Genomic DNA, 22,416 nt, shown 5'->3' with positions numbered 1-22,416 from the left:
TTTTAAGAAAATATGAAACTTAGATATAAGTATTCCATTTTAATCGGCTTCACCATCTTAACCTTAAGCGCTTGTGTGACTAAAAAATACGAACGCCCACAGGTTAAAAGTGAAGGATTATACCGGGATAAAAATACAACAGACACTACTACCATGGCAGATTTGCCATGGAAAACATTGTTTTCAGATACTACACTTCAATCATTAATCCAACGTGGAATAAATGAAAATCTGGATCTGAAACAAGCCATTGAAAGGATTAAAATTTCTGAGGCGACTTTAAGACAAAGCCGTGCAGCATTTTTACCAAGCTTACAGGCAGATGTTTCGGTTACAGATGCCAAACAAGCTGCGGCGGCATTAAACTTTCCGGCAGGAATTAATATCAATTTGGAAACCCAAACTTACAGGGCGCAATTAAGTACTGCATGGGAAGCCGATATTTGGGGGAAATTAAGCAGCGCAAAGCGATCTGCATTTGCTACTTTGTTGCAAAGTGATGCAGCAAAACGTGCGGTTCAAACACAGTTAATTGCCACAATCGCCAATAGCTATTATACTTTACTGGCTTTAGATAAACAGTTAGCCATTACGGAACAAACGATCAAAATCAGAAGACAAGATGTAGAAACCATGAAAGCCTTAAAAGAAGGCGCAGTGGTAAATGGTGCTGCCGTAGTTCAAAGTGAGGCCAATTTATATGCTGCAGAAGTAACACTTCCTGACTTGAAAAGAAGTATTAAGGAAGCAGAAAATGCATTAAACATTGCATTGGCACAAGCACCTGGAACAGTTAACCGTACAACTTTAGATCAACAAGTGGCATTTTCAAATTTACAAACAGGCGTTTCTGCTCAGTTATTGCAAAACCGTCCTGATGTTATTGCTGCTGAATTCGGTTTCAGAGCGGCATTTGAAAATACCAATGTTGCGAAAACATATTTTTATCCTGCCTTAACTTTAACGGCTGCTGGCGGTTTAACCAGCTTGCAACTTAGTAACTTTTTCGACAATTCGATTTTTTATAATTTAGTTGGTGGGTTAACACAGCCAATTTTTGCTAAAGGAGCCAACAAAGCTCGCTTAACAACTGCTCAGGCAAATCAACAAATTGCATTTTATACCTTCCAACAAACGCTTTTAACTGGTGGACAAGAAGTTTCTAATGCTTTGTATGCCTATCAAACTGCAGAAGAAAAAGAAGCAACCAGAGCAAAACAAATAGCATCTTTAACTAAAGCTGTAGATTTTACTAAAGAATTATTGCGCTACAGTTCGGCAACAAATTATACTGATGTATTAACATCAGAGCAAAGTTTGTTAACAGCTCAGTTGAGTGGAATTAATGATAAATTACAAAAACTACAGTCGGTTGTAAATTTATACCGTGCTTTAGGTGGCGGTTGGAAATAATCCATCCCCTCATAAACGAAAAAAGCATCATGTATTTCCATGATGCTTTTTTCGTTTAGACAAATTTTATTACTTGTACATTCCTTTGTTATCGATAAAACTGATCACTTTTTCAGGAAGGAAAAACTGCACGTTTTTATTGTCTTTTATAGATTTACGGATGAAGGTGGAGGAAATCTCCATTAGCGGTGTATCAGTAAAAATAATCGAAGGGTGATTTTCCCATTCTCCAACATCAGCACCAGGCCGTGGATAAACATAAATCTGGTAGTTATTTAACAACACCTCATAATTCTTCCACTTCTTAAAAGAAACAAGGTTATCTGCCCCCATTATCAACACAAATTCTTTTGAGGGAAATTTTTCATGTAGATAAGTTAAGGTGTCTATAGTATAAGATGGTTTCGGCAAAGTGAATTCTATATCGCTCACGCGGATGTTCTCCGTATTCTCAGTAGCCAGATTAGCCATTTCTAATCTATCATACATATTGGCTAGTCCGCTTTTTTCTTTTAAGGGATTATGGGGAGAAACTACCAGCCACACCTCATCGAGTTCAGTATGATTAGCCATATAGTTGGCTATAACTAAATGTCCGGTATGGATTGGGTTATAAGAACCGAAGAAGAGGCCTGTTTTCAGTTTGCGGTTTTCAGTATTATTGATCGTCATTGCGAGGCTGGATTGAGGGAGCCGAAGCAATCTATTTTGAGAGAAAGATTGCTTCACCCTTGTGCGCTTTTTCCGTCGCTGCGGTTCGCAATGACGAATTTATTTATTAAATCAATTTTAAAGGCTCATCGAAATCATCAGCCATTTTAAAAAAACCTTTAGCATAGCCAAATTGTCTCTCTTTATTCTTTTTTTCTACAATAGATTTTTTCTTTAAAGAGGCAATAAAGTCAGAAACCTGCTTCTTCATTTCTAAAGGCAGGGACGATATTTGACTATATAATTGAAAATCACTCATAATATAAAGATAACGATTTTGTCGATTTTAAAAAACTTACTTATCCAAAAACTCTTGAACCAACCGCTCCGCCTCTGCACAAGCTGTTGATAAATCAAAGTTTTTTAAGATTACATCAAATTTATCAGCATAAAGTAACTCTTTCTCTGCTTTAATAAAACGCTCCTGAAGTTTTTCCTGACTATCCGTTCCTCTACCACTTAAACGTTCTTTCAACACCTCTAAAGATGGCGGCTGAACAAAAATTGCCAATGCATCTTCTTCATATTTTCTTTTCAAACGAATGCCACCTTCAACATCAATATCAAAGATTACATGTTGATCGTTCTCCCAGATGCGTTCAATTTCCGAGCGCAGGGTGCCGTAAAAAGTTCCGTTGTATACTTCTTCAAACTCAACAAACTCCTGATGCGCTACCTTATGCAAAAATTCTTCTTTGGTAATGAAGTAATAATCATTTTCATGGGTTTCATCACCTCTTGATTCTCTTGTTGTAGCTGAAATTGAGAAACTCAATTGTGGAAATTTCTTTAACAGATGATGTACAATTGTTGTTTTACCCGCTCCGGATGGTGCCGAAAATATGATTAGTTTACCTTGTTTCATTTTTTTTAAGACTAAAGCTGAAAGCTGAAAGATCAAAGCTTTAAGCTTCGAGCTTTTTGCTTTCAGCTTTCTATAATACGTTTAATAACTGTTCTTTAATTTTTTCTAATTCTTCTTTCATGCCAACCACAAACTGTTGCATTTGGGCATCATTGGCTTTTGCGCCCATGGTATTAATTTCTCTTCCAATTTCCTGAGAAATAAAACCTAATTTTTTACCATTTGCTTCTTTGCTTGCCAATGTTTGAAGAAAATAATCACAGTGGCTTTTTAATCTCGTTTTCTCTTCTGTGATGTCGATTTTATCAATATAATAAATCAATTCCTGTTCAAAACGGTTCTGATCTATATTCACTTTGCCTACGGCATCATCTAAAAATTGTGCAAATTTATCTCTGATTGCTGTAATCCTTCTGGGTTCTAATTCTTCAACAGATTTGAAATAACCAAGTATATTGGTAATTCTAAGTTCTAAGTCTGCCTTTAAAACAGCACCTTCATCTGCCCTGAATTTATTGAAGTTAGTTAAAGCGGTAGTAAATATTTGATATAAGTTATTCCATTCATCTTCACTTACACTCTCCTCTTTATAACTAATTACATCTGGAAATGTTAATGCGGTTTGCAATAAATTGCTGCTTCCGGCATTTAGCTGATCATTAACAGCAATAAGTTGATTGTAGTAATGGCTAAGTAAAGCAGTATTGATAGTTGCGCCAGTAACTTCACCACCAACGCGTTCTACATTGATGCTTAAACTTACTTTTCCACGTTCTATATCTTTGCTACATACATTGCGCAGAATTAATTCTTTATCAGAAAAAGCTTTGGGATATTTTAAGTTTAGCTCAAGGAACTTGCTATTGAGCGATTTGATTTCGACACTGTATTTTGCATTAGCATAATCGGCTGTTGCTAAGCCGTATCCTGTCATGGATTTTATCATGCGCAAAGATAGAAAAATAAGTTTAGAGTTTGCAGATGGCCTTTTAGGTTTATAGTTGATAAACAAATAAAATTAGACCCTTCAGAAAAACCCATCCATACCTTAACGTTATTTAACAACTGGAAGGCTGAACAATTATTAATTTTACATAAAATGTCTTACCAGGATGAAAGCACTGCTAACGATCTTATCTATATTGTGTTTTCTGCTTGCGATAGAAAAAAGCAACGCACAGCATATTGCCGCTAAAGGTGTTATTTTAGAAAAAGGAACATCGATCCGTATAGCCCTGGCCTTGGTAACCGACACTAATAATCATATGACCGTTGGCAGCAATGATATGGGCTTTTTCCAGATAAAGGCGAAAGTTGGCGATACTTTATGGTTTTTTAAAAGGCATTTTGAGGATCAGTTTGCGGTGGTTTCCGGCGAAAAAGATATGGTGATCAATCTGATTAGAGCCGATATGATTTTAGAAGACGTAACTATTAAGGCAGAAAACAAACAAGAAAACTTATTAGCTGTTAGACTAGAACACCGTAAGAAAACTTACTTTTACGGCAAGAAGAAAAATCCGCTTCATTATTTTCGTTATCCAATTGCGACAATAATGGAACTTTTTGGATCAGATAGGAAAAATGCAAAACGTTTTGACCAGCACCTGGATAAAGAAGAGCAGGAACTGGAAGTAGACCGGTTTTTTAATTTGAGTCTGGTTAAGGCACATACCAACCTAACCGGAAAAACGTTAGAGAAATTTATGCTGGACTTTAGGCCAAAACATGAGCAAATAAAGAATTGGAATACTTATGATGCAGCTGGCTATATTAAAAGATCAGCTACTTTTTACCTTGATACTTTGAAACGTGAATAATATAAATCTGATAAAACCCCTGAAATTACCATTATTACTTCTTTTGTTCTTGTTTACCGGGAATATGGTGAAGGGGCAAGAGCTAATCATAAAGGGAGTAGTTTTCGAAAAAGGAACTAATCTAAGAGTGGCACTGGCCGAAATTACCAATCAAAGAACCCAACTTGGCGTGGGCAGTAATGATTTAGGCTTTTTTCAGATCAGAGCCAGCGTAGGTGACACACTCTTAATTAGCAAAAGAAATTTAAATGATCAGCAAATTGTAGTTCATGGGCCACAGGATATTTTAATTTATCTGGTCAGAAACAGCACCATGCTCGATGAAGTGACCATTGTTGGTAGCACGAAAAAGCAAGATCTGGAAGATCTCAAAAGAGATTTCAAAAGCAAAGGCGTTTTTAATGGCGGTAAATCTTCCGTTTTATCTTCAATTTTCAACCCCCTGAATGGCTTGTATAATTTAGTAGGAAAGGATCCTAAAAATGCACGTCGCTTTAACCGTTATGCTGAAAATGAATTAAAGCAGACACAAATTGATCAATACTTTAATGGCACCATTATTCAGAACAATACTGATTTAAGAGGAAAAGACCTGGAAACATTCATGCTAAACTACCGCCCGGATTTTGAAAAAGCACAACACTGGAATGTTTATGACTATATCAAATATATTAAAGAATCTGCAAAAAAGTTCGAAGAGACACCTGTAAAGGCAAATGATTTAAATCCGATTAAATAGATAAAGCTTCGCAGGCTTTCTCAGCGGCTAATTTTTCGGCATTTTTCTTGTTGTAATCTCTGCCAGTACCAAATTTTTCACCTTCAACCAGTGCGCTGATGGTAAAAAGCTTAGCACTTTCACCTTCTCCATTTTGCACCAATTCAAACATTACATCTTTACCATGGCGCTGACACCATTCGATAAGTTTACTTTTGAAATTGGTTTCGGTAAGCTCTAAAGTATGAATATCAATATGAGGCTTAACAATTCTCCGCAACAAAAACTCTTTCGTAAAGTTATAGCCCTTATCCATATAAATGGCGCCAATAATGGCTTCGAAAGCATCGCCTAACATGGAGTTATGTTTGGTTTGAATGCTTACAGATCTTTGATCAAATTGAATCATCTTATCAAAACCAATCTTTTTAGCCAACTGGTTCAGATTTGCCCGGTTCACAATTTTTGATCGCATTTCGGTTAAGAAACCTTCCTCTTTGTACGGATAGTGCTTAAAAAGCAATTCTGCAATTACTGAACCCAATACGGCATCACCTAGAAATTCCAGACGTTCGTTGCTACTTCTGCTTCCATTTTTTAAAACTTTTGCCACAGAACGATGCCTGAACGCCATTTTATAAAGCGTTACATTGCCTGGCACAAAGCCTAAAATATTTCTCAGCTTTTTAACAAACTCCTTTTCAGGAGAAAGATAAAGTTTATATAATTTAAATATCGGCATTAAACAAATAACACAATTAACGGCAAATGAGCATATTGAACTAAGTTATCTATTTTTAGTTAGCATACAAAATTATATAGCAGCGCTGTTTTAATTAATCTTCGTATTTTTTGAAAATCACGGAAGCATTATGCCCACCAAAACCAAAAGTATTACTTAACGCCGCTCTAACTTCACGTTTTTGTGCTTTGTTGAAAGTAAAGTTTAATTTCGGATCAAAAGCAGGATCATCTGTAAAGTGATTAATTGTTGGAGGAACAATATCGTTTTTTACAGCAAGAATTGCAGCAATAGCTTCTATAGCACCAGCAGCACCTAAAAGATGGCCTGTCATTGATTTGGTAGAACTAATGTTTAATCGATAAGCATCTTCACCAAATAATGTACCAATAGCTTTAGTTTCACTAATGTCACCAAGCGGTGTAGAAGTACCATGAACATTGATATAATCTATATCAGCCGTAGTCATTCCTGCATCTTTAAGGGCGTTAGTCATTACCATTCTGGCACCTAAACCTTCTGGATGTGGTGCAGTAATGTGATTAGCATCTGCACTCATTCCTCCACCTACAAGTTCAGCATAAATTTTAGCACCTCTTGCTTTGGCATGTTCCAGTTCTTCCAGAATAATTGTACCCGCACCCTCACCTGCTACAAAGCCATCACGGTCTTTATCAAAAGGACGGGAAGCCGTAGCCGGATCATCATTACGTGTAGATAATGCATGCATGGCGTTAAAACCACCCATTCCTGCTTCGTTGATAATTGCCTCAGAACCACCACTAATAATCACATCAGCCATACCCAAACGGATATAGTTAAATGCATCAATCATTGCATTGGTTGAAGAAGCACATGCCGAAACAGTTGCAAAATTTGGCCCACGTAAGCCATACTTGATTGAGATATGCCCTGGAGCGATATCAATAATCATCTTAGGAATAAAAAATGGATTGTATCTTGGCGTACCATCTCCCTTGGCGAAATTTGAAATTTCATCAAGGAAAGTTTTCAATCCACCTATGCCAGCACCCCAGATTACGCCGATTCGGTTGGTGTCTAATTTTTCAAAATCGAAACCACCATCCTTCACTGCCTCATCTGTAGCTACTAAAGCATACTGTACAAACGGATCAAGCTTACGAGCTTCTTTTTTCTCCAGAAAATCTTCCGGATTAAAGTTTTTCACCTCGCAGGCGAATTTGGTTTTAAACTTTTCAGTATCAAAACCCTTAATAGGAGCAGCGCCACTCACCCCATTAGTCAATCCTTCCCAAAACTCGGGAACATTATTGCCTATAGGAGTGAGCGCACCCAACCCTGTTACTACTACTCTTTTTAATTCCATTTATACTGAAAAAGCGTAATTCTATTTAACGTTTTTTTCCAAATAAGCGATTGCTTGACCAACTGTACCGATGGTTTCAGCCTGATCATCAGGAATAGCTACATTAAATTCTTTTTCAAATTCCATAATCAATTCTACGGTATCTAAAGAATCTGCACCCAAATCGTTGGTGAATGAAGCCTCTGGCGTAACTTCGCTTTCGTCAACACCTAGTTTTTCTACGATAATAGCCTTAACTCTTGAAGCAATATCAGACATAATTTTATAATTTAATGGTTAAATAATTCTGTGCAAAGAAAAATAAATTCTTACAATTTTCAAATGTTTTTATTTCACTGCCTTAATTTGGCTCTGAAATAACAAGCGAATATAGAATTAGTTTTTTAATTTCGTTCTGTAAATAATTTATTTCGATTTGAACAGAACTTACCTAAAATTAACCTTAGACCTTGATTTTATACTCATTGCGATTACAGCACCCCTAAAAGACTATGTACTATGCCACAAAATTAATACGCGTTTGAACACCCAGTTTGAAAAAATTGAGGACCATGAAATATTTTTTAACATTGATGAACCGGCCTGGTGTTTCTCGAAATATTACTTTTTTGTTGAGCAAGGCGAGATAGAATACTATTTAATTAGCAACAGAAGCAGCGACGGACTGCTCGTTCCGGAGATGGGAAATGTGGATTTTTTTATCATCATAAAAGAATTTATTGATCAGGAAGATTTGAATTATTTAATAAACGGATTAAACAAACTACCTGATATTCAGGTAGCTGCAAAAATAGACCCAACCAAACTCAAAAGTAAAGAGAATTTGGTAATATAAAAATTATATACTTGGTGTATTAAATACACTATATTTGATGGTTGTAAAACGACGAAACAAAAAACAAAATATATAAAACTTAATGCAGTTTAATTATTTTTGAAATAATTAGCGCTACAATTAACTGCATTGTTAAAATCAATTAATTAAATGAAACCTTTTCATTCGAGAACTAAAATTGTTGCAACGCTTGGGCCTGCATCAGCAAAACCAGATGTATTATATAGTATGTTCAACGCTGGTTTAGATGTTTGCCGTCTAAATTTTTCACACGGATCGCAAGCAGATCACCAGGCGGTTTTAGATACTATTAAAGATCTAAACAAAAAATATGACTATAATGTTGGTATCCTTGCCGATTTACAAGGTCCAAAAATTCGTATTGGTTTAGTAAAAGAAGGTGGTATTAACCTGATTAACGGTAAAACCACTGTGATTACCACTAACGAATGCATCGGTAATGAGGAACGTATTTATATTACTTACCAAAGTTTCCCTCAGGATGTACAGGCTGGCGAGATTATCCTTTTGGATGATGGCAAGCTGCAAATGAAAGTAATTTCTACCAATTTAAAAGATGAAGTAGTTTGCGAAATTGTTCATGGAGGTATTTTAACTTCAAGAAAAGGCGTAAACCTTCCTAATACAAAAGTTTCTATCCCATCATTAACCCCGGAAGATCGGGAGAATTTAGAATTCGTTCTTGAAAACGATGTGGAGTGGATTGGTTTATCATTTGTTCGTAAGGCAGATGATATTATCGAGCTTAAAAAAATCATTGCGGAACGTGGTAAAACGGCCCGTGTAATTGCTAAAATTGAAAAACCAGAAGCGATTGCCAATATCGATGAGATTATTGCTGTTTCTGATGGTATTATGGTTGCACGTGGTGATTTGGGTGTAGAATGCCCGATGGAAGAAGTTCCATTGTTACAGAAAATGATTGTTGCTAAATGTAGAGCGGCTTCTAAACCTGTAATTGTTGCTACACAAATGTTAGAAAGCATGATCACTACTCCTCGCCCTACCCGTGCGGAAGTAAATGATGTGGCTAACTCGGTTTTGGATGGTGCTGATGCGGTGATGTTAAGTGGTGAAACTTCAGTTGGAGAATTTCCATTAATCGTAATCGAAACGATGCAGAAAATTATCCAAAACATTGAGCAAAACAACTATCCTTTTAATCCGGATAAATTCTTAAAACCAAAATCTCCATCTTTCTTAAGTGACGCGATTTGTGATTCAGCTTGTTTCTTAGCTAAACAAACCAATGCTGTTGGAATTGTATCGATGACTTTAAGCGGTTATACTGCATTTGAAATCTCAAGCCACAGACCAGAAGCTTTAACTTTCATTTTCACTAGTAACAGATCTTTGTTAAACGCGGTAAGCTTACTTTGGGGTGTTAGAGGTTTCTACTACGATAAGTGGGAAAGTACAGATAATACCATCATTGAGGTTAACGAATTCTTAAAAAGTAAGAAACTGGTTAAACAAGGTGATATCATTATTAATACTGCCGCAATTCCAATTGATGCAAAGGGCAAAACAAACATGTTAAAAATCACAGTGATTGATTAATCATTAAATATTTAAGACTAAACGCCTTGCATTGCTGCAGGGCGTTTTTTTTGTCTTTACTTTTTTAACAATTAAAGAGGTCATTACATTTTTAGGAAACAAACCTAAAGCAGATTTAGATGATTTTTTTTATTTGATAAGCTAAAATAATTATGATTTTGATTCTCAAAATTTTGATGTAAATGTCAATAAAAACTATATTTTTGCAATCCACTAATGGAGAGGTGTCAGAGTGGTCGATCGAGCACGCTTGGAAAGCGTGTGTACTGCAAGGTACCGCGGGTTCGAATCCCGCCCTCTCCGCATTGAAACTGATTTTAATTTAAAATTCACCTGATATAGAAAACCATTCAACATCAGGATCAGCAAGTTAGCAGAAATCTAAAAAAAACATCGCTTATAATATTGAAAAGCAAGATTTAGTTTTTATGTTTGCATCCCCGAGAGGGTTATAAATTCTAAACGGAGTGGTAGTTCAGCTGGTTAGAATGCCTGCCTGTCACGCAGGAGGTCGCGGGTTCGAGTCCCGTCCATTCCGCAACATAAAGCCTTAACTTGAAAAAGTTGAGGCTTTTTATTTACAGCCTTAAATAATATTGCACCTAATTAAAATATGCTAAGTATTCTTTAAACACATACAATTTACCCCGTTGAGCACCCGTAACTTCTTTCAAGATATTCAGTTTTTCTAAATCAGCTAGTAATTTATAACCTGTTGCTGCAGACATTCCTGTTACGGATGCAACCATATGCGCCTGAATAACTGGCCTTTGATAAAGATATAGCATTATCTTTTGAGCATTTCCAGCTCTACTTCCAAGCGACTGAATCTTAGTGTCTATTTGCTTTTGTAATTGCAAGATACCATCGAACGTTTTAATACCATTTTTAGCTGTTTCTATAATACCTACCAAGAAAAACTTAAACCATTTTGTTAAATCTCCTTTGAGCCTTACATCCATTAAATTATCATAATATAAACTCCTATTTCTCTCCAAAAAATCGGAAAGATATAATATAGGTCTTTTTAAAATTCCTTTTGAAACCAGATATAAAGTTATCATCAGCCTTCCTACCCTACCATTTCCATCTAAAAATGGGTGAATCGTTTCGAATTGGTAATGGATCAATGCTATTTTTAATAAGTCTGGAAGATAGTTCAATTCATCATTCGCAAACTTCTCAATATCAGACATTAAATCTAAAATTGAAGTATGAACGGGCGGTATGAAAGTAGCATCATTTATACTCGCTCCTCCAATCCCGTTTTGACTAATCCTAAAATCTCCTGGTTGTTTATGTTCTCCTCTTACACCCTGAAGCAATATTTTATGAGTATCTCTGATTAACCTTGAAGAAAAGGGAAGCTGATGTAACAACTCAATGGCCTTATTCATTGCTTCAATATAATTTTGAACTTCTTCCCAGTCACTCCTTTTTTCCCGTGACACCTCATTTCTTTCTAAAAAAGCTTCTTCTACATTTGTTTGTGTACCTTCTATCTTGTTTGATTGAGTCGCTTCCTTTGCAATGTGCATACTTATAAACATATCTATATTAGGTATATATTCGGAATACATATCCAAACGTCCTAATTGTCTATCAGCTTTACTTAAAAAATGGATTACTTCAATATCATCGATATACCATTCTCTATTAATGGCATTTGGTTGAAAACTTTTATAATATCCTTGATTGATATATTCCTCGATTGAAGATTTTCATAATAATTAATTTAAAATAAAGATAGAGCTTATTTTAGTTTTACAACAAAAACTAAAATAATAAAACTTGTTATTTTAATCTTTAGTCAAAAAATAAAATTAAAAGATTCTTATTTTAATTTTAAGAATATTTAAAACTAAAATAAGATTATTTGCATAGCTAAACCTCTACCATAATCTAAAGCAGAAACAAGTTTGTTAATCTATATTTGATAACTCGCCCAAACCCTTCGTCACTCATTATTAATCAATCATGGCATATTAGTTGTAAGCCCAATCATCATTAACATTTTTTACATGCACATACCTCGTTTGATAATTAGCCTATTCCTTTTTTTTATGATCAATACATTAACAGCAGCAGGACAGGACCTGCCCCAAGAAACCTATTATCCATGGAAAAGTAAATCGGGCCTCTTTGGCTATAGCAACACGGATGGGAAACTAAAAATAGATCCGAAATTTGAAGAGGCGAACGTCTTTACTAACCAATTTGCTATTGTAGAGAAAAACAATAAAAAAGGCGTAATAGACCATACCGGAGCAATAAAATTAGACTTCGAATACGATAAATTAGAACTTGCAGCCTGGGGGAATGAAACCATTGCCATTACCTGTAAAAGTTTTAATGCCTGGTGGAAATTTAATAAATGGAACTTTTTTCCTGGGTTTTCAGTGATGGGTGGTACAAATGACAAAAGGATAGTTGACACTAAAGTACTTAAAATGAACTGGAAAGTTATTCTCCTGAATACCAATCAAACTATAATTGATTCAGACCACAACCCTAATCAATATCCTTTTCAAGCATCTGACATCTACAAATTTCAGGATAAAATATTAATTAACGATCAGTTGTATGGCAACAAAAATGGGCAAATAAAGCAAATCAGCTCAGGAATAACCGCTAATCTAACCGATGGTACCTTGTTGCGGAGAAAAGGTGATGATTATCAAATTTTGAACAAAAACCTTAAACCAATTGAAAATACCAGTTTTAAAGTACCTGTTCAAATTACAGTCGAAATAAATGGGAAGAAAAAAGAATTGAAAACAGAAACCATAAACGCAGGCATCAAAGTGAAACTCAATTTCATGGAAGATCAGCATCAGCACATTTTTGCGTATCCTGATCTAAGCAAGACCTTTCCAAAAAAAATAGACAAATACTTTAATCAGGAAATTGAAGCAGAAAGCATCCTCAGCCAAGCACAACTGATTTATTCAGTACCTAACACAGTTTATTTTATTATCAGAAGTTTTATCAATAATAAAACGGGATTTTATATCCTTAACCAAAATGGCACCTGGGAAAGCGACAGAAGGAAAACTAAAGATTTTGTGATCCGATCTAACAGTGGCAGGATATTGTATCCCGATGCAAATGTGATGGGGATTGAGGCTGCATTACCTAAAAGCTTCAATGTAAAATGGATTGAACAAACCCAGATAAATAAGTCATGGTTTAGGGTTACTGCTACAAATAAAACTGATTCCATTTCCCTATCTGGTATTTTTGATATTGCCTCCCGGAAGTGGGTTTTACCCCTGAAATACACCAGCCTCGAAAAACTCAACTCCTATCCTAACTTGTGGCGTTTCGAACTTGGAAACGAAACCGATTATAGAAAGAAAAAATATGGATTAATTGATATCCTTACCAGTAAGATTACCGTTGAGCCGCAATATAATAGTTTAGATGCAAGTGCGAACGCAGGCACTTATAATGGTGAGAAATGGGATTATTTTTACATCAATCCGCTTGATGGAAAAGAATATAGAGAGATTCTCTAAATGAGCTGTGATTTTTAACTCCAGATCCATGCAAACAAACACCTATTAATGGTTAATTAACGCTCACCTGACAAACATTTAATTTTTCGCTACGTTGATATTTTAGAAATTAAATACATTATGTCAATATTAAAAGATAAAGTAGCCATCGTTTCAGGGGCAGGTTCAGGAATTGGTCGTGCGATTGCCATTACTTACGCTAAAGAAGGTGCTAAAGTTGTTGTTGCCGATATTAATGAAGTTCATGCTGATGAAACAGTTAAATTGATTCATGAAAATGGCGGAGATGCTTTTACCGTAAAAGCAGATTCATCAATAGCTACGGAAAATAAAAAACTGGTTGAAATTACCGTTGAAAAATATGGCAGGCTTGATATTGCCTGCAATAATGCAGGAATTGGCGGTCCGGCTAAACCTACTGGCGAATACGAACCAGAGGAATGGGATAAAGTGATTGCACTTAATTTAAATGGTGTATTTTATGCCTGCCGATACCAGCTGGAACAAATGGAAAAAAATGGTGGAGGTTCCATCATTAATATTGCTTCAATTCATGGCAAGGTTGCGGCGCCAAACAGTCCGGCATACACGGCCTCGAAACATGCTGTTGTTGGTTTAACTAAAAATATAGCTGCCGAATACGCTACAAAAAACATCAGGTGTAATGCTGTTGGCCCTGGATATGTAGAAACCCCGCTCCTTTCGGCAAACCTGGATCAAAAAACTCAGGATGCCATCGCCGCCAAAAGCCCAATCAACAGGCTCGGCACACCTCAGGAAATTGCAGATTTAGTGGCCTTTTTAAGTTCAGATAAATCATCCTTCACAACCGGAAGTTACATTATTGCCGATGGTGGTTATACTGCCATTTAAATTTATGATTCATCGGAAAGAGTCTGTATTATAAAGCGAATATTTACTATCGATATCATACAAACTCTTTCTTTTTTTAGCCAAGTTCATCTTTTTTGTATCAGCATTAATACTTAGCGATTAACAAAACAGTGCTAATTTTATCAGCAGAGACTAACTAAGATGATGAACAAATATTGGCTTACCGTAACTGCTTGTGCAATAGTAGTTACAACTAATGCCCAGCAAAAATCACTTACTGCTCAAGACTATCAGAGAGCTGAAAGTTTTATGGGCTACAATACCGCAAAATTTATTGACAATACGATTTCTCCGCCCAATTGGTTGGCAGGAGATCAATTCTGGTATACTAAAAAAACTGCAAAAGGATCTGAAACCTATTTGGTAGATCCTGCTAAAAAAACCAAGACTTTAACCACGGCATATGGTAATAGTTCTGTGTCAGGAGCCAGACGAAGAAGAGGCGGCGCAAATGAAGTAATCTCGCCCGATGGCAAAAAAGCCATTTTAATTAAAGACTACAACCTTTACGTAAAAGATATTGCCAGTGGAAAACTTACCCAACTCACCACAGATGGCATTAAAGATTATGGTTATGCCACTGATAATGCTGGCTGGCAACATAGTGATGGACCAATTTTACGCTGGTCGCCGGATTCGAAGAAGATTGCAACCTTCCAACAGGATCAGCGAAATTCCAGCGACATGTATCTTGTTACCACGAATGTTGGCGCGCCTAAATTAGAAGCCTGGAAATATCCTTTACCTGGCGATAAGCAAATTGCAACCATTAGAAGGGTAATAATTGATGTTGAAAATCCAAAGGTAATTCCACTAAACATTGCTCCAGATCCCCACCGCGCAACGCTAAGTGATGACATTTCCAGTAGCGGAACGTTTGATGACATCGACTGGAAGGCCGATGGTACTGAAGTAGCTTTCGTTTCCACTTCACGCAATCATAAAAATGAAAAATTCCGCATTGCTAATGCGTCTACCGGAGTCGTTAGAGAAGTTTTTGAAGAAACTGTAAAAACCCAATACGAATCTGGCCAGGGAGAAATTAACTGGCGGTATTTGCCAGAATCAAAGGAGATTATCTGGTATTCTGAACGCGACAATTGGGGACATTTATACCTTTACGATGCAACAACTGGTAAAGTAAAAAATCAAATTACCAAAGGTAACTGGGTGTTGAGTCGCATCATCAAAGTTGATCCAACAAATCGTACACTCTATTTAATGGCCAATGGTTTAGATAAAATCAATCCATATTTCGATCACTTCTACAAAATTGGTTTCGATGGAAAAAACCTCACCGATTTAACGCCAGAACCTGGGAACCACATGGTAAGTTTATCGCCATCTGAAAAATATTTCGTTGACAGCTATTCTCAACCAGATGTGCCAACCAGCAGTGTTTTCCGCGATCTCAATGGGGAACTGATTACTCCAATAGAGAAAACCGATGTATCAAGATTAGCGGCAACAGGTTGGAAAGCACCAACACCTGTTTCAGTAAAAGCAGGCGATAATAAAACTGATATTTATGGTTTAGTGTTTACGCCAACTAAAATGGATGCAGGTAAAAAATATCCGGTAATCGATTACATTTATCCAGGTCCGCAAGGTGGAAGTGTGGGTAACTGGGGATTTTCAGCATCACGCGGAGATCATCAGGCGCTGGCAGAATTAGGTTTTATTGTAGTTTTAATTGAAGGTACCAGCAACCCGGGGCGTTCGAAAAGTTTCCATGATATGAGCTATGGCAACATGTCTACCAATACGCTCGAAGATCAGATTGCAGCCATTAAACAGTTGGCTACTAAATACCCGATTGACACAGCGAAAGTTGGCATCTGGGGCCATTCTGGTGGTGGCTTTGCTACCGCAACTGCCATGTTCCGTTATCCCGATTTCTTTAAAGTAGGAATCTCCGAATCAGGAAACCACGACAATAGAAATTACGAGGATGATTGGGGCGAACGTTACAATGGTTTGGCAGAAAACGTTGATTATGAAGCGCAAGCGAATCAAAATTATGCAAAAAATTTAAAAGGAAAATTAATGCTTGTTCATGGAATGATGGATGATAACGTACCCCCTTACAATACACTCCTGGTGGTAGAGGCTTTGGAAAAAGCCAACAAATCATTCGATTTAGTAATCTTCCCGAACAGTGCACATGGTTACGGCCCTTATTCTGCTTATATGATGAGACGCCGCTGGGATTATTTTGCGCAGCATCTTTTAGGTGCAGAACCGCCAAAAGATTATAAAATGCAAGGCACAGAATAAGATAATTGTAAAAGGCTTCGAGACATCGAGGCCTTTTTTATTGCAATAACCTGAAAACCAATTCTCAGGTTATGAGTTTATTTGATAAGTATTAAGGTAAATCAATATGGGAAAAACAAGAAGTGCAAATCGTGTAATCATTACAGGAACAACCGGAATGGTTGGTGAGGGTGTATTAATTCGCTGCTTAAATAGTCCTGAAATCGATAGCGTTTTAGTCATCAACAGGAAAACTTGTGGCTATGTGCATCCAAAACTGAAGGAGATTATCCACCAGGATTTTTTCAACTTCGCTCCTATCGAAAATCAGCTTTCTGGCTACAACGCATGCTTTTTTTGTTTAGGCATTACATCCGTAGGTGCAGCTAAAGATGTTTATTTTAAGATGACTTACACCTTAACGATGCATGTTGCAGAAACGTTGAGCAGACTAAATAAAGACATGACTTTTTGTTATGTTTCTGGCGGTGGTACCAACCCAAATGGCAAATTGAGCTGGCAAAAAGTTAAAGGCAGAACCGAAAATGAATTGATGCAGTTACCTTTTGAGCAGGTTTTCAATCTTCGCCCGGGTTTTATCAAACCTATTAAGGAACAGAAGTACGCACATAAATTTTATAAATTCATTAACTGGTTATTTCCAATTGGAAGAGCAATATCTAAAAATGGATTTTGCACCATGGAGGAACTTGGAGATGCGATGATTAATGTACTTAGCCACAACAATGAAAGAAAAATTCTGGAGGGAAGTGATATTATTAAGCTAGCCAAAGAACCTGCTTAAACAAAAAATGGATGATAGTTTGTAAAACATCATCCATTTTCCATAACATAAATTATTTTTTATTGTCAACCTTACGCTGATTATCTTTGTTCGAAGTTTGATCAGAACGTTGACCACCGCCATTTGTAATACCCTGAATTTTCTTATCGGTTTTAATGTCGTGATTTGCTCTGTCTGCAATTGAACTTCCCTGAACAGTTGAATTGTTTTTTGGTGTGCCCGAATCTTTCATAACTATAAAATTTAGTGAATAATAATTTACTGAGCGTTACTATAATAACCGCCAATAAACCAATAGGTTTTTATTTTTTTCGATTGATGATTGCATATATGATTACATTACCCTAAAAGCATACTAAACTAAAGCCGCCTCTCCATATGTTTATTCGTCCTTTTTTTTAATATCTCCTTCTACATTTTTTTGTATTAAATCAATTACTTGGATTGGTTTTTGTTTAATTCGGATTTTGATTATTAATTTAGCACATCAACAAAACACATTCGTGAAAAAAAACTTATTATTCTTTGCTATTTGCGGCATGATTACCTTTTCTGCAAATGCACAAAAGCAATCCTATTTAGAAATGTTAGCCAATCAACCTAAGTGGGTAGATTCTGTTTTTAACAAGTTAAACCGTCGGGAGCGCATAGCACAAATGTTCTTCGTACGTGCGCATACCAATTTAGGGCAAAAATATACTGATTCTGTTGGGCAAGTAATTAAAAGAGAACAATTGGGTGGTGTTATCTTTTTTCAAGGTGGGCCGATAAGGCAAGCAATCGCCACCAATGCTTACCAAAAGCTTAGCCATGTGCCACTAATTGTAGCCAATGATGGAGAATGGGGCTTAGGAATGCGCCTGGACAGTACCATATCCTTCCCTTATCAAATGGCATTGGGGGCAATTCAAAATAAAGATTTAATTTATAGAATGGGGCAGGAAGTTGCTAAAGATTTCAAACGTATAGGGATGCAAATGAACCTGGCTCCCGATGCTGATATCAACAATAACCCTAAAAACCCGGTTATCAATTACCGCTCTTTTGGAGAGAACAAATATAATGTAACTGCTAAAACTGGTGCCTATATGAAAGGCATGCAGGATGCCGGCTTACTTACCACGCTTAAACATTTTCCGGGCCATGGAGATACCGATGTTGATTCGCACTATGATCTTCCGCAGCTAACCTTTGGGCCAATGCGTTTAGATACGCTGGAGATGTATCCATTTAAAGAACTCATTAAGCAAGGTGCATCAGGCATTATGATTGCCCACATGAATATTCCAGCTCTGGATACCACGAAAAATCTACCCTCAACTTTATCAAAACCGATTGTTACCGGTATTTTGAAGAAGAAGTTAGGCTTTAAAGGTTTGATTATTTCTGATGCGATGGATATGAAAGGCGTGGTAAAATATTTCAAAAATGGCGAAGCCGATTTACTTGGCATTATTGCCGGAAACGATATTTTAGAGCTTTCAGAAAATAGCGACAGGGCCATTAAACTGGTTCGTAAGGCTGTACGTCATGGTAGAATTGACATCAAAACCATTGATGAAAGTGTGCGAAAGATTTTAACAGCGAAATACTGGGCTGGTTTAGCAAAACGCGACACCGTGGTGACTAAGGGACTTATTGCCGACGTAAACCGGAATGCCAGTAATGCTTTAGTTCAGGAACTTGCCAATGCATCTGTTACACTGATTAAAGGTAAAGACTATATCAAAAATATGATTCCAATCAGAAGAACTGCCATTATTAGTATCGGCGTTCCGGCTGTAACTAAATTCCAGAAAGAGGTATCGAAAGGCTTCTACAACTCTGTTTATTATGTACTGGATAAGGATGCCAGTGCCACGCAGATTTCGAACATCGCCCGTGAAATTGGTGCTTTCGATCAGGTGATTGTTGGTATTCACGATTCTCGTGCCAGACCTGCAAATAATATTCCCTTAAATGCCGGCGTTAAAAACTTCATTAAAGAATTATCTGGCAAAAATACCGTATTTGCACTCTTTGCCAATCCATATAACCTGGCGGGTTTACCTGGCTTAGAGAAAAGTAAGGGTTTAGTAGTGGCTTATCAGAAAGAAGATTATATGCAAATTTCTGCAGCAGCGGTAATCAACAACAGGCTGGTGCCAACAGGAAAATTACCAGTAAGCATATTGCCTAATTATAAGTTTGGTGATGGGTTGTAACCTTCGGGTTGATTACACAGATGGATGGATTACACAGATTTTAGAATTGTTAGGTTAATCGACGATCGCCTTTCGCTTTATGCTTTTGGCTTTGTGCTTTCTGCTTTTAACCCAACTATAGGATTTTAGTGTTCAGGCAAAAAGCTAAAACAATTTCTTTCTTAAAGTCATTATCTAATTATAAAACATTAAGACCATGATAGACCCAAAAGATAATTATTCGGAAGACCCGAACGATGCATTGCGCAGAGAAGATGATATAGATAACATCAATGAAATTGCTGGAGATGATGCCAATATCGAACACGATAAAGATAAATTAGAGCAAGCTGATGAAGCATCCAGACCATCTTACGAATTAAATGTAGATGGCCTGAAAGATGATGAAGATAATTCAGACAGTTAAAATAAAGCCGCAGATTTGCAGAGTTAATATCTGAAAATCTGCGGCTTTTTCACTTTAGTCTTTTACCTTCCAGTTATTTAGCCTTCGGCTTATAAGTAGCTGGATCAACAGCAGCAACCGTCCAGCCTTTTAAAAACGAGTTGATTTTTTTCACATCGTGCCCAACTTTCTTTTTACCGTTTGCCCCTACTTCATCTGTTTCCAGGTAGGATGAGTTTTCAATATGAAGCACTTTTCCTTTTCCATCCAGCACTACAAAAACAGGATAACCAAAACGGTTAGGAAAACCTAAATATTTCATGGCCTCATCATTGTGATGTTCCTTATCCCAATTCACCAAAACATATTCGTAATTTTCGGTGATGGTTTGTTTCAACAAAGCATTTGTATCTACCAATTGGTGGAAAGCAATACACCAGGTACACCAATTTCCACCTACCTGGACCAATACATGCTTATTTGCTTTTGCCGCTTTTGCAATCGCAGCCTTTAAATCGGCCATTGCATTTGCCTCAGGGTTATAGATGTGCACACCTTCGGTTTTGGCCTGGCTAAATGCAGCTGTAGATAAAAATACCGCAGCCAATAAAATGAGTAACCTTTTCATATTTTCTAAATAATGATGCAAAATACTAAAGCCGACTAATTTAATAGATTAATCTCAATTTCTTTACAATAGGATTTTTTTATACAAAGCCTATCTTTGAAACATCAAATGGATTTTTTAGACCTACATACACACAAGACTGCACAGCAAAATGGCGTGAGTAGCATCCAAAGTTTATCGCTAACCAGCGATCTCTTTCTGGCAATGCCAAAAACAAAACCCATTTCTGTTGGACTTCACCCCTGGTATGCCATGATGGATAAACTGGATTTGCAGATGAAATACTTAAGTGTTTTGGCCAGTCAGTCAAATGTTAAGCTCATTGGCGAATGTGGTCTGGATAAATTAAGAGGAGAGAAACTCGAAAATCAAATCTTTATTCTGGAAGCCCAAATCAGATTGGCAGAAAAATTAAACAAACCATTGATTTTGCATTGTGTTAAAGCTTTTTCAGAACTGATTGAGATCAAAAACAGGCTGAAAGTGGCCGTTCCGATGATCATTCATGGATTTAACAAAAACGAAGTTTTAGGCCAACAGCTTTTAGATAAAGGATTTTTACTTTCTTTTGGTACTGAGGTTTTGAAAGAAAATTCTGGTGCGGCTAAGCTTCTTCAGCAGACTGATACTTTCTTTTTGGAAACTGATGATTCCGAAATGCCGATTAAAGAAATTTACAATACTGCCGCAAAATTAAAAAACCGTACAATTGATGAAATTAAAGCACGTATTTTTACCAACTGGAATAAATTAAATTTACTATAAAAGTAGCCACGGAAACTAAAAAAAACGGAAAGAAAATTCATTCCGTGTCACTTGGGCTTCTTTGGCAAAATATAATTAAATATGGCTGATACTACCTGGCTTTCACGTTCTGCCCTCCTAGTTGGGAATGATGGAATTGATAAACTGCAATCGAAACACGTTTTAATAATTGGTTTAGGTGGTGTTGGTTCTTTCGCTGCAGAATTTATTTGTCGGAGTGGCATTGGCGAAATGACCATTGTAGATGGAGATGTGGTTGATCCGACCAACCGAAACAGGCAGTTGCCTGCTTTAGCCACCAATCATGGTGTGAGCAAAGCTGAAATTATGCAGGAGCGTTTGCTTTCCATCAATCCAGAATTGAAGCTTCATGTGGTGAATACTTTCCTAACACCCGAAAAATGCAGGGAAATACTAGAATCAAAATTTGATTATATTATGGATTGTATTGATAGCGTAATGCCGAAGATCACACTACTTTCCACTGCTTTAGAAAAAAACATTCCGATTGTAAGTTCCATGGGTGCAGGTGGTAAAATGGATCCAACCAGATTGAGGATTGCCATGTTACCTGATACTTATCAATGTGTTTTCGCCAGTTATGTTCGGAAGCGATTAAATAAGTTAGTTAATGCAGGCAAAATAAAAGCCGTGTTCTCTACCGAGGAAATGGACAAAAACTCCATGATTATGACCGATGGGAGTAATTTCAAACGATCTGCCTATGGCACTGTTTCTTACTTGCCTGCAGCTTTTGGTGGCGCATGCGCATCGGTTGTTATTCGCGATTTACTTGGCTTAAAAATTGAAATGGCCGAAAGGCCTTTGAGGATAAGTCATAAAACATTGGCGAAAAGGAAAATCAAAAAAAGTTAAGTAAAAAAACCACCCTGCCTTACAGGCACCTTTCCAAAGGAGGGGAATGGCA

Annotated in this window: 23 protein-coding genes and 2 tRNA genes; 15 read left to right on the top strand and 10 right to left on the bottom strand. The window is 36.8% G+C overall.

What is annotated here, in order from left to right; translation table 11 throughout:
• Positions 1-12 precede the first annotated feature (12 nt).
• Positions 13-1,413 carry an efflux transporter outer membrane subunit gene (locus ACN1CD_RS03905; protein WP_419128935.1) on the top strand — a complete coding sequence of 467 codons (1,401 nt, stop codon included), beginning with the start codon at positions 13-15 and terminating at the stop codon, positions 1,411-1,413.
• A 69-nt stretch (positions 1,414-1,482) separates the two neighbouring features.
• Here ACN1CD_RS03905 and nadD read toward each other — a convergent pair whose 3' ends face one another.
• The 4 genes from nadD to ACN1CD_RS03885 form a co-directional block, all read right to left on the bottom strand.
• Positions 1,483-2,085, bottom strand: a complete 603-nt coding sequence (gene nadD, locus ACN1CD_RS03900) for a nicotinate (nicotinamide) nucleotide adenylyltransferase (protein WP_419128934.1) — start codon at positions 2,083-2,085, stop codon at positions 1,483-1,485.
• 106 nt (positions 2,086-2,191) lie between these two features.
• Positions 2,192-2,383: a DUF2281 domain-containing protein gene (locus ACN1CD_RS03895; protein ID WP_419128933.1), complete on the bottom strand. Its 192-nt coding sequence runs from the start codon at positions 2,381-2,383 to the stop codon at positions 2,192-2,194.
• A gap of 36 nt (positions 2,384-2,419) precedes the next feature.
• A complete protein-coding gene (gene gmk / locus ACN1CD_RS03890) occupies positions 2,420-2,989 on the bottom strand; it encodes a guanylate kinase (protein WP_419128932.1) in 570 nt (189 codons plus the stop codon).
• A gap of 70 nt (positions 2,990-3,059) precedes the next feature.
• On the bottom strand, positions 3,060-3,923 hold the full coding sequence (locus tag ACN1CD_RS03885) for a YicC/YloC family endoribonuclease (RefSeq protein ID WP_419128930.1): 864 nt from the start codon (positions 3,921-3,923) through the stop codon (positions 3,060-3,062).
• Between the two features lie 178 nt (positions 3,924-4,101).
• Here ACN1CD_RS03885 and ACN1CD_RS03880 point away from each other — a divergent pair, with 178 nt between their 5' ends.
• Together ACN1CD_RS03880 and ACN1CD_RS03875 are read left to right on the top strand one after the other, a co-directional pair.
• Positions 4,102-4,809, top strand: coding sequence for a hypothetical protein (locus ACN1CD_RS03880; protein ID WP_419128929.1), 708 nt, complete (start codon positions 4,102-4,104; stop codon positions 4,807-4,809).
• Complete coding sequence (locus tag ACN1CD_RS03875; RefSeq protein ID WP_419128928.1) at positions 4,802-5,548, top strand: hypothetical protein; 747 nt, start codon at positions 4,802-4,804, stop codon at positions 5,546-5,548. Before ACN1CD_RS03880 ends, ACN1CD_RS03875 begins: the two co-directional genes overlap by 8 nt.
• Here the strand turns inward: ACN1CD_RS03875 and rnc are convergent.
• From rnc to ACN1CD_RS03860, 3 genes are all read right to left on the bottom strand, one after another.
• A complete protein-coding gene (rnc, locus tag ACN1CD_RS03870; protein ID WP_419128927.1) occupies positions 5,541-6,269 on the bottom strand; it encodes a ribonuclease III in 729 nt (242 codons plus the stop codon). The two genes, ACN1CD_RS03875 and rnc, sit on opposite strands and share 8 nt — an antisense overlap.
• A 94-nt stretch (positions 6,270-6,363) precedes the next feature.
• Positions 6,364-7,617, bottom strand: coding sequence for a beta-ketoacyl-ACP synthase II (fabF, locus tag ACN1CD_RS03865; RefSeq protein ID WP_320462422.1), 1,254 nt, complete (start codon positions 7,615-7,617; stop codon positions 6,364-6,366).
• Positions 7,618-7,638: 21 nt separating this feature from the next.
• On the bottom strand, positions 7,639-7,875 hold the full coding sequence (locus ACN1CD_RS03860) for an acyl carrier protein (RefSeq protein WP_008508386.1): 237 nt from the start codon (positions 7,873-7,875) through the stop codon (positions 7,639-7,641).
• 157 nt (positions 7,876-8,032) lie between these two features.
• On the opposite strand from ACN1CD_RS03860, the gene ACN1CD_RS03855 reads away from it, so the two are divergent.
• The 4 genes from ACN1CD_RS03855 to ACN1CD_RS03840 all read left to right on the top strand — a co-directional run bounded on the left by ACN1CD_RS03855 (position 8,033) and on the right by ACN1CD_RS03840 (position 10,571).
• On the top strand, positions 8,033-8,452 hold the full coding sequence (locus ACN1CD_RS03855) for an IPExxxVDY family protein (protein ID WP_088299559.1): 420 nt from the start codon (positions 8,033-8,035) through the stop codon (positions 8,450-8,452).
• A 150-nt stretch (positions 8,453-8,602) separates the two neighbouring features.
• A complete protein-coding gene (pyk, locus tag ACN1CD_RS03850; RefSeq protein ID WP_320462424.1) occupies positions 8,603-10,033 on the top strand; it encodes a pyruvate kinase in 1,431 nt (476 codons plus the stop codon).
• Between the two features lie 218 nt (positions 10,034-10,251).
• Positions 10,252-10,336 (top strand) — tRNA-Ser (locus tag ACN1CD_RS03845).
• A 161-nt stretch (positions 10,337-10,497) separates the two neighbouring features.
• A tRNA-Asp gene (locus tag ACN1CD_RS03840) sits at positions 10,498-10,571 on the top strand.
• Between the two features lie 64 nt (positions 10,572-10,635).
• Here ACN1CD_RS03840 and ACN1CD_RS03835 read toward each other — a convergent pair.
• Positions 10,636-11,658, bottom strand: a complete 1,023-nt coding sequence (locus ACN1CD_RS03835; protein ID WP_419128965.1) for a Fic family protein — start codon at positions 11,656-11,658, stop codon at positions 10,636-10,638.
• 438 nt (positions 11,659-12,096) lie between these two features.
• On the opposite strand from ACN1CD_RS03835, the gene ACN1CD_RS03830 reads away from it, so the two are divergent.
• The 4 genes from ACN1CD_RS03830 to ACN1CD_RS03815 all read left to right on the top strand — a co-directional run bounded on the left by ACN1CD_RS03830 (position 12,097) and on the right by ACN1CD_RS03815 (position 17,506).
• The gene (locus ACN1CD_RS03830; RefSeq protein WP_419128926.1) at positions 12,097-13,551 is read left to right on the top strand and encodes a WG repeat-containing protein; all 1,455 of its coding nucleotides are present in this window, start codon (positions 12,097-12,099) and stop codon (positions 13,549-13,551) included.
• Between the two features lie 120 nt (positions 13,552-13,671).
• Positions 13,672-14,424, top strand: a complete 753-nt coding sequence (locus ACN1CD_RS03825; RefSeq protein ID WP_419128925.1) for an SDR family NAD(P)-dependent oxidoreductase — start codon at positions 13,672-13,674, stop codon at positions 14,422-14,424.
• Between the two features lie 162 nt (positions 14,425-14,586).
• Complete coding sequence (locus ACN1CD_RS03820) at positions 14,587-16,722, top strand: DPP IV N-terminal domain-containing protein (protein ID WP_419128924.1); 2,136 nt, start codon at positions 14,587-14,589, stop codon at positions 16,720-16,722.
• Positions 16,723-16,828: 106 nt separating this feature from the next.
• A complete protein-coding gene (locus ACN1CD_RS03815) occupies positions 16,829-17,506 on the top strand; it encodes an epimerase (RefSeq protein ID WP_419128923.1) in 678 nt (225 codons plus the stop codon).
• Between the two features lie 52 nt (positions 17,507-17,558).
• Here the strand turns inward: ACN1CD_RS03815 and ACN1CD_RS03810 are convergent, their stop codons facing one another.
• Positions 17,559-17,738, bottom strand: coding sequence for a hypothetical protein (locus ACN1CD_RS03810; RefSeq protein WP_419128922.1), 180 nt, complete (start codon positions 17,736-17,738; stop codon positions 17,559-17,561).
• 307 nt (positions 17,739-18,045) lie between these two features.
• On the opposite strand from ACN1CD_RS03810, the gene ACN1CD_RS03805 reads away from it, so the two are divergent.
• Together ACN1CD_RS03805 and ACN1CD_RS03800 are read left to right on the top strand one after the other, a co-directional pair.
• Positions 18,046-19,710: a glycoside hydrolase family 3 protein gene (locus tag ACN1CD_RS03805; RefSeq protein ID WP_419128964.1), complete on the top strand. Its 1,665-nt coding sequence runs from the start codon at positions 18,046-18,048 to the stop codon at positions 19,708-19,710.
• Positions 19,711-19,906: 196 nt separating this feature from the next.
• The gene (locus tag ACN1CD_RS03800) at positions 19,907-20,116 is read left to right on the top strand and encodes a hypothetical protein (RefSeq protein ID WP_419128921.1); all 210 of its coding nucleotides are present in this window, start codon (positions 19,907-19,909) and stop codon (positions 20,114-20,116) included.
• Positions 20,117-20,189: 73 nt separating this feature from the next.
• Here ACN1CD_RS03800 and ACN1CD_RS03795 read toward each other — a convergent pair whose 3' ends face one another.
• Positions 20,190-20,723, bottom strand: coding sequence for a thioredoxin family protein (locus ACN1CD_RS03795; RefSeq protein ID WP_419128920.1), 534 nt, complete (start codon positions 20,721-20,723; stop codon positions 20,190-20,192).
• 108 nt (positions 20,724-20,831) lie between these two features.
• On the opposite strand from ACN1CD_RS03795, the gene ACN1CD_RS03790 reads away from it, so the two are divergent.
• Complete coding sequence (locus tag ACN1CD_RS03790; RefSeq protein WP_419128919.1) at positions 20,832-21,488, top strand: TatD family hydrolase; 657 nt, start codon at positions 20,832-20,834, stop codon at positions 21,486-21,488.
• Between the two features lie 81 nt (positions 21,489-21,569).
• Positions 21,570-22,364, top strand: coding sequence for a ThiF family adenylyltransferase (locus ACN1CD_RS03785; protein WP_419128918.1), 795 nt, complete (start codon positions 21,570-21,572; stop codon positions 22,362-22,364).
• Positions 22,365-22,416 lie beyond the last annotated feature (52 nt).

Origin of the sequence: Pedobacter sp. N23S346 (genome assembly GCF_048515415.1) — a bacterium.
Taxonomy (GTDB): Bacteria; Bacteroidota; Bacteroidia; order Sphingobacteriales; family Sphingobacteriaceae; genus Pedobacter.
Note: the sequence above shows the minus strand (reverse complement) of the source record. Positions and strands in the feature narration are given on the sequence as shown.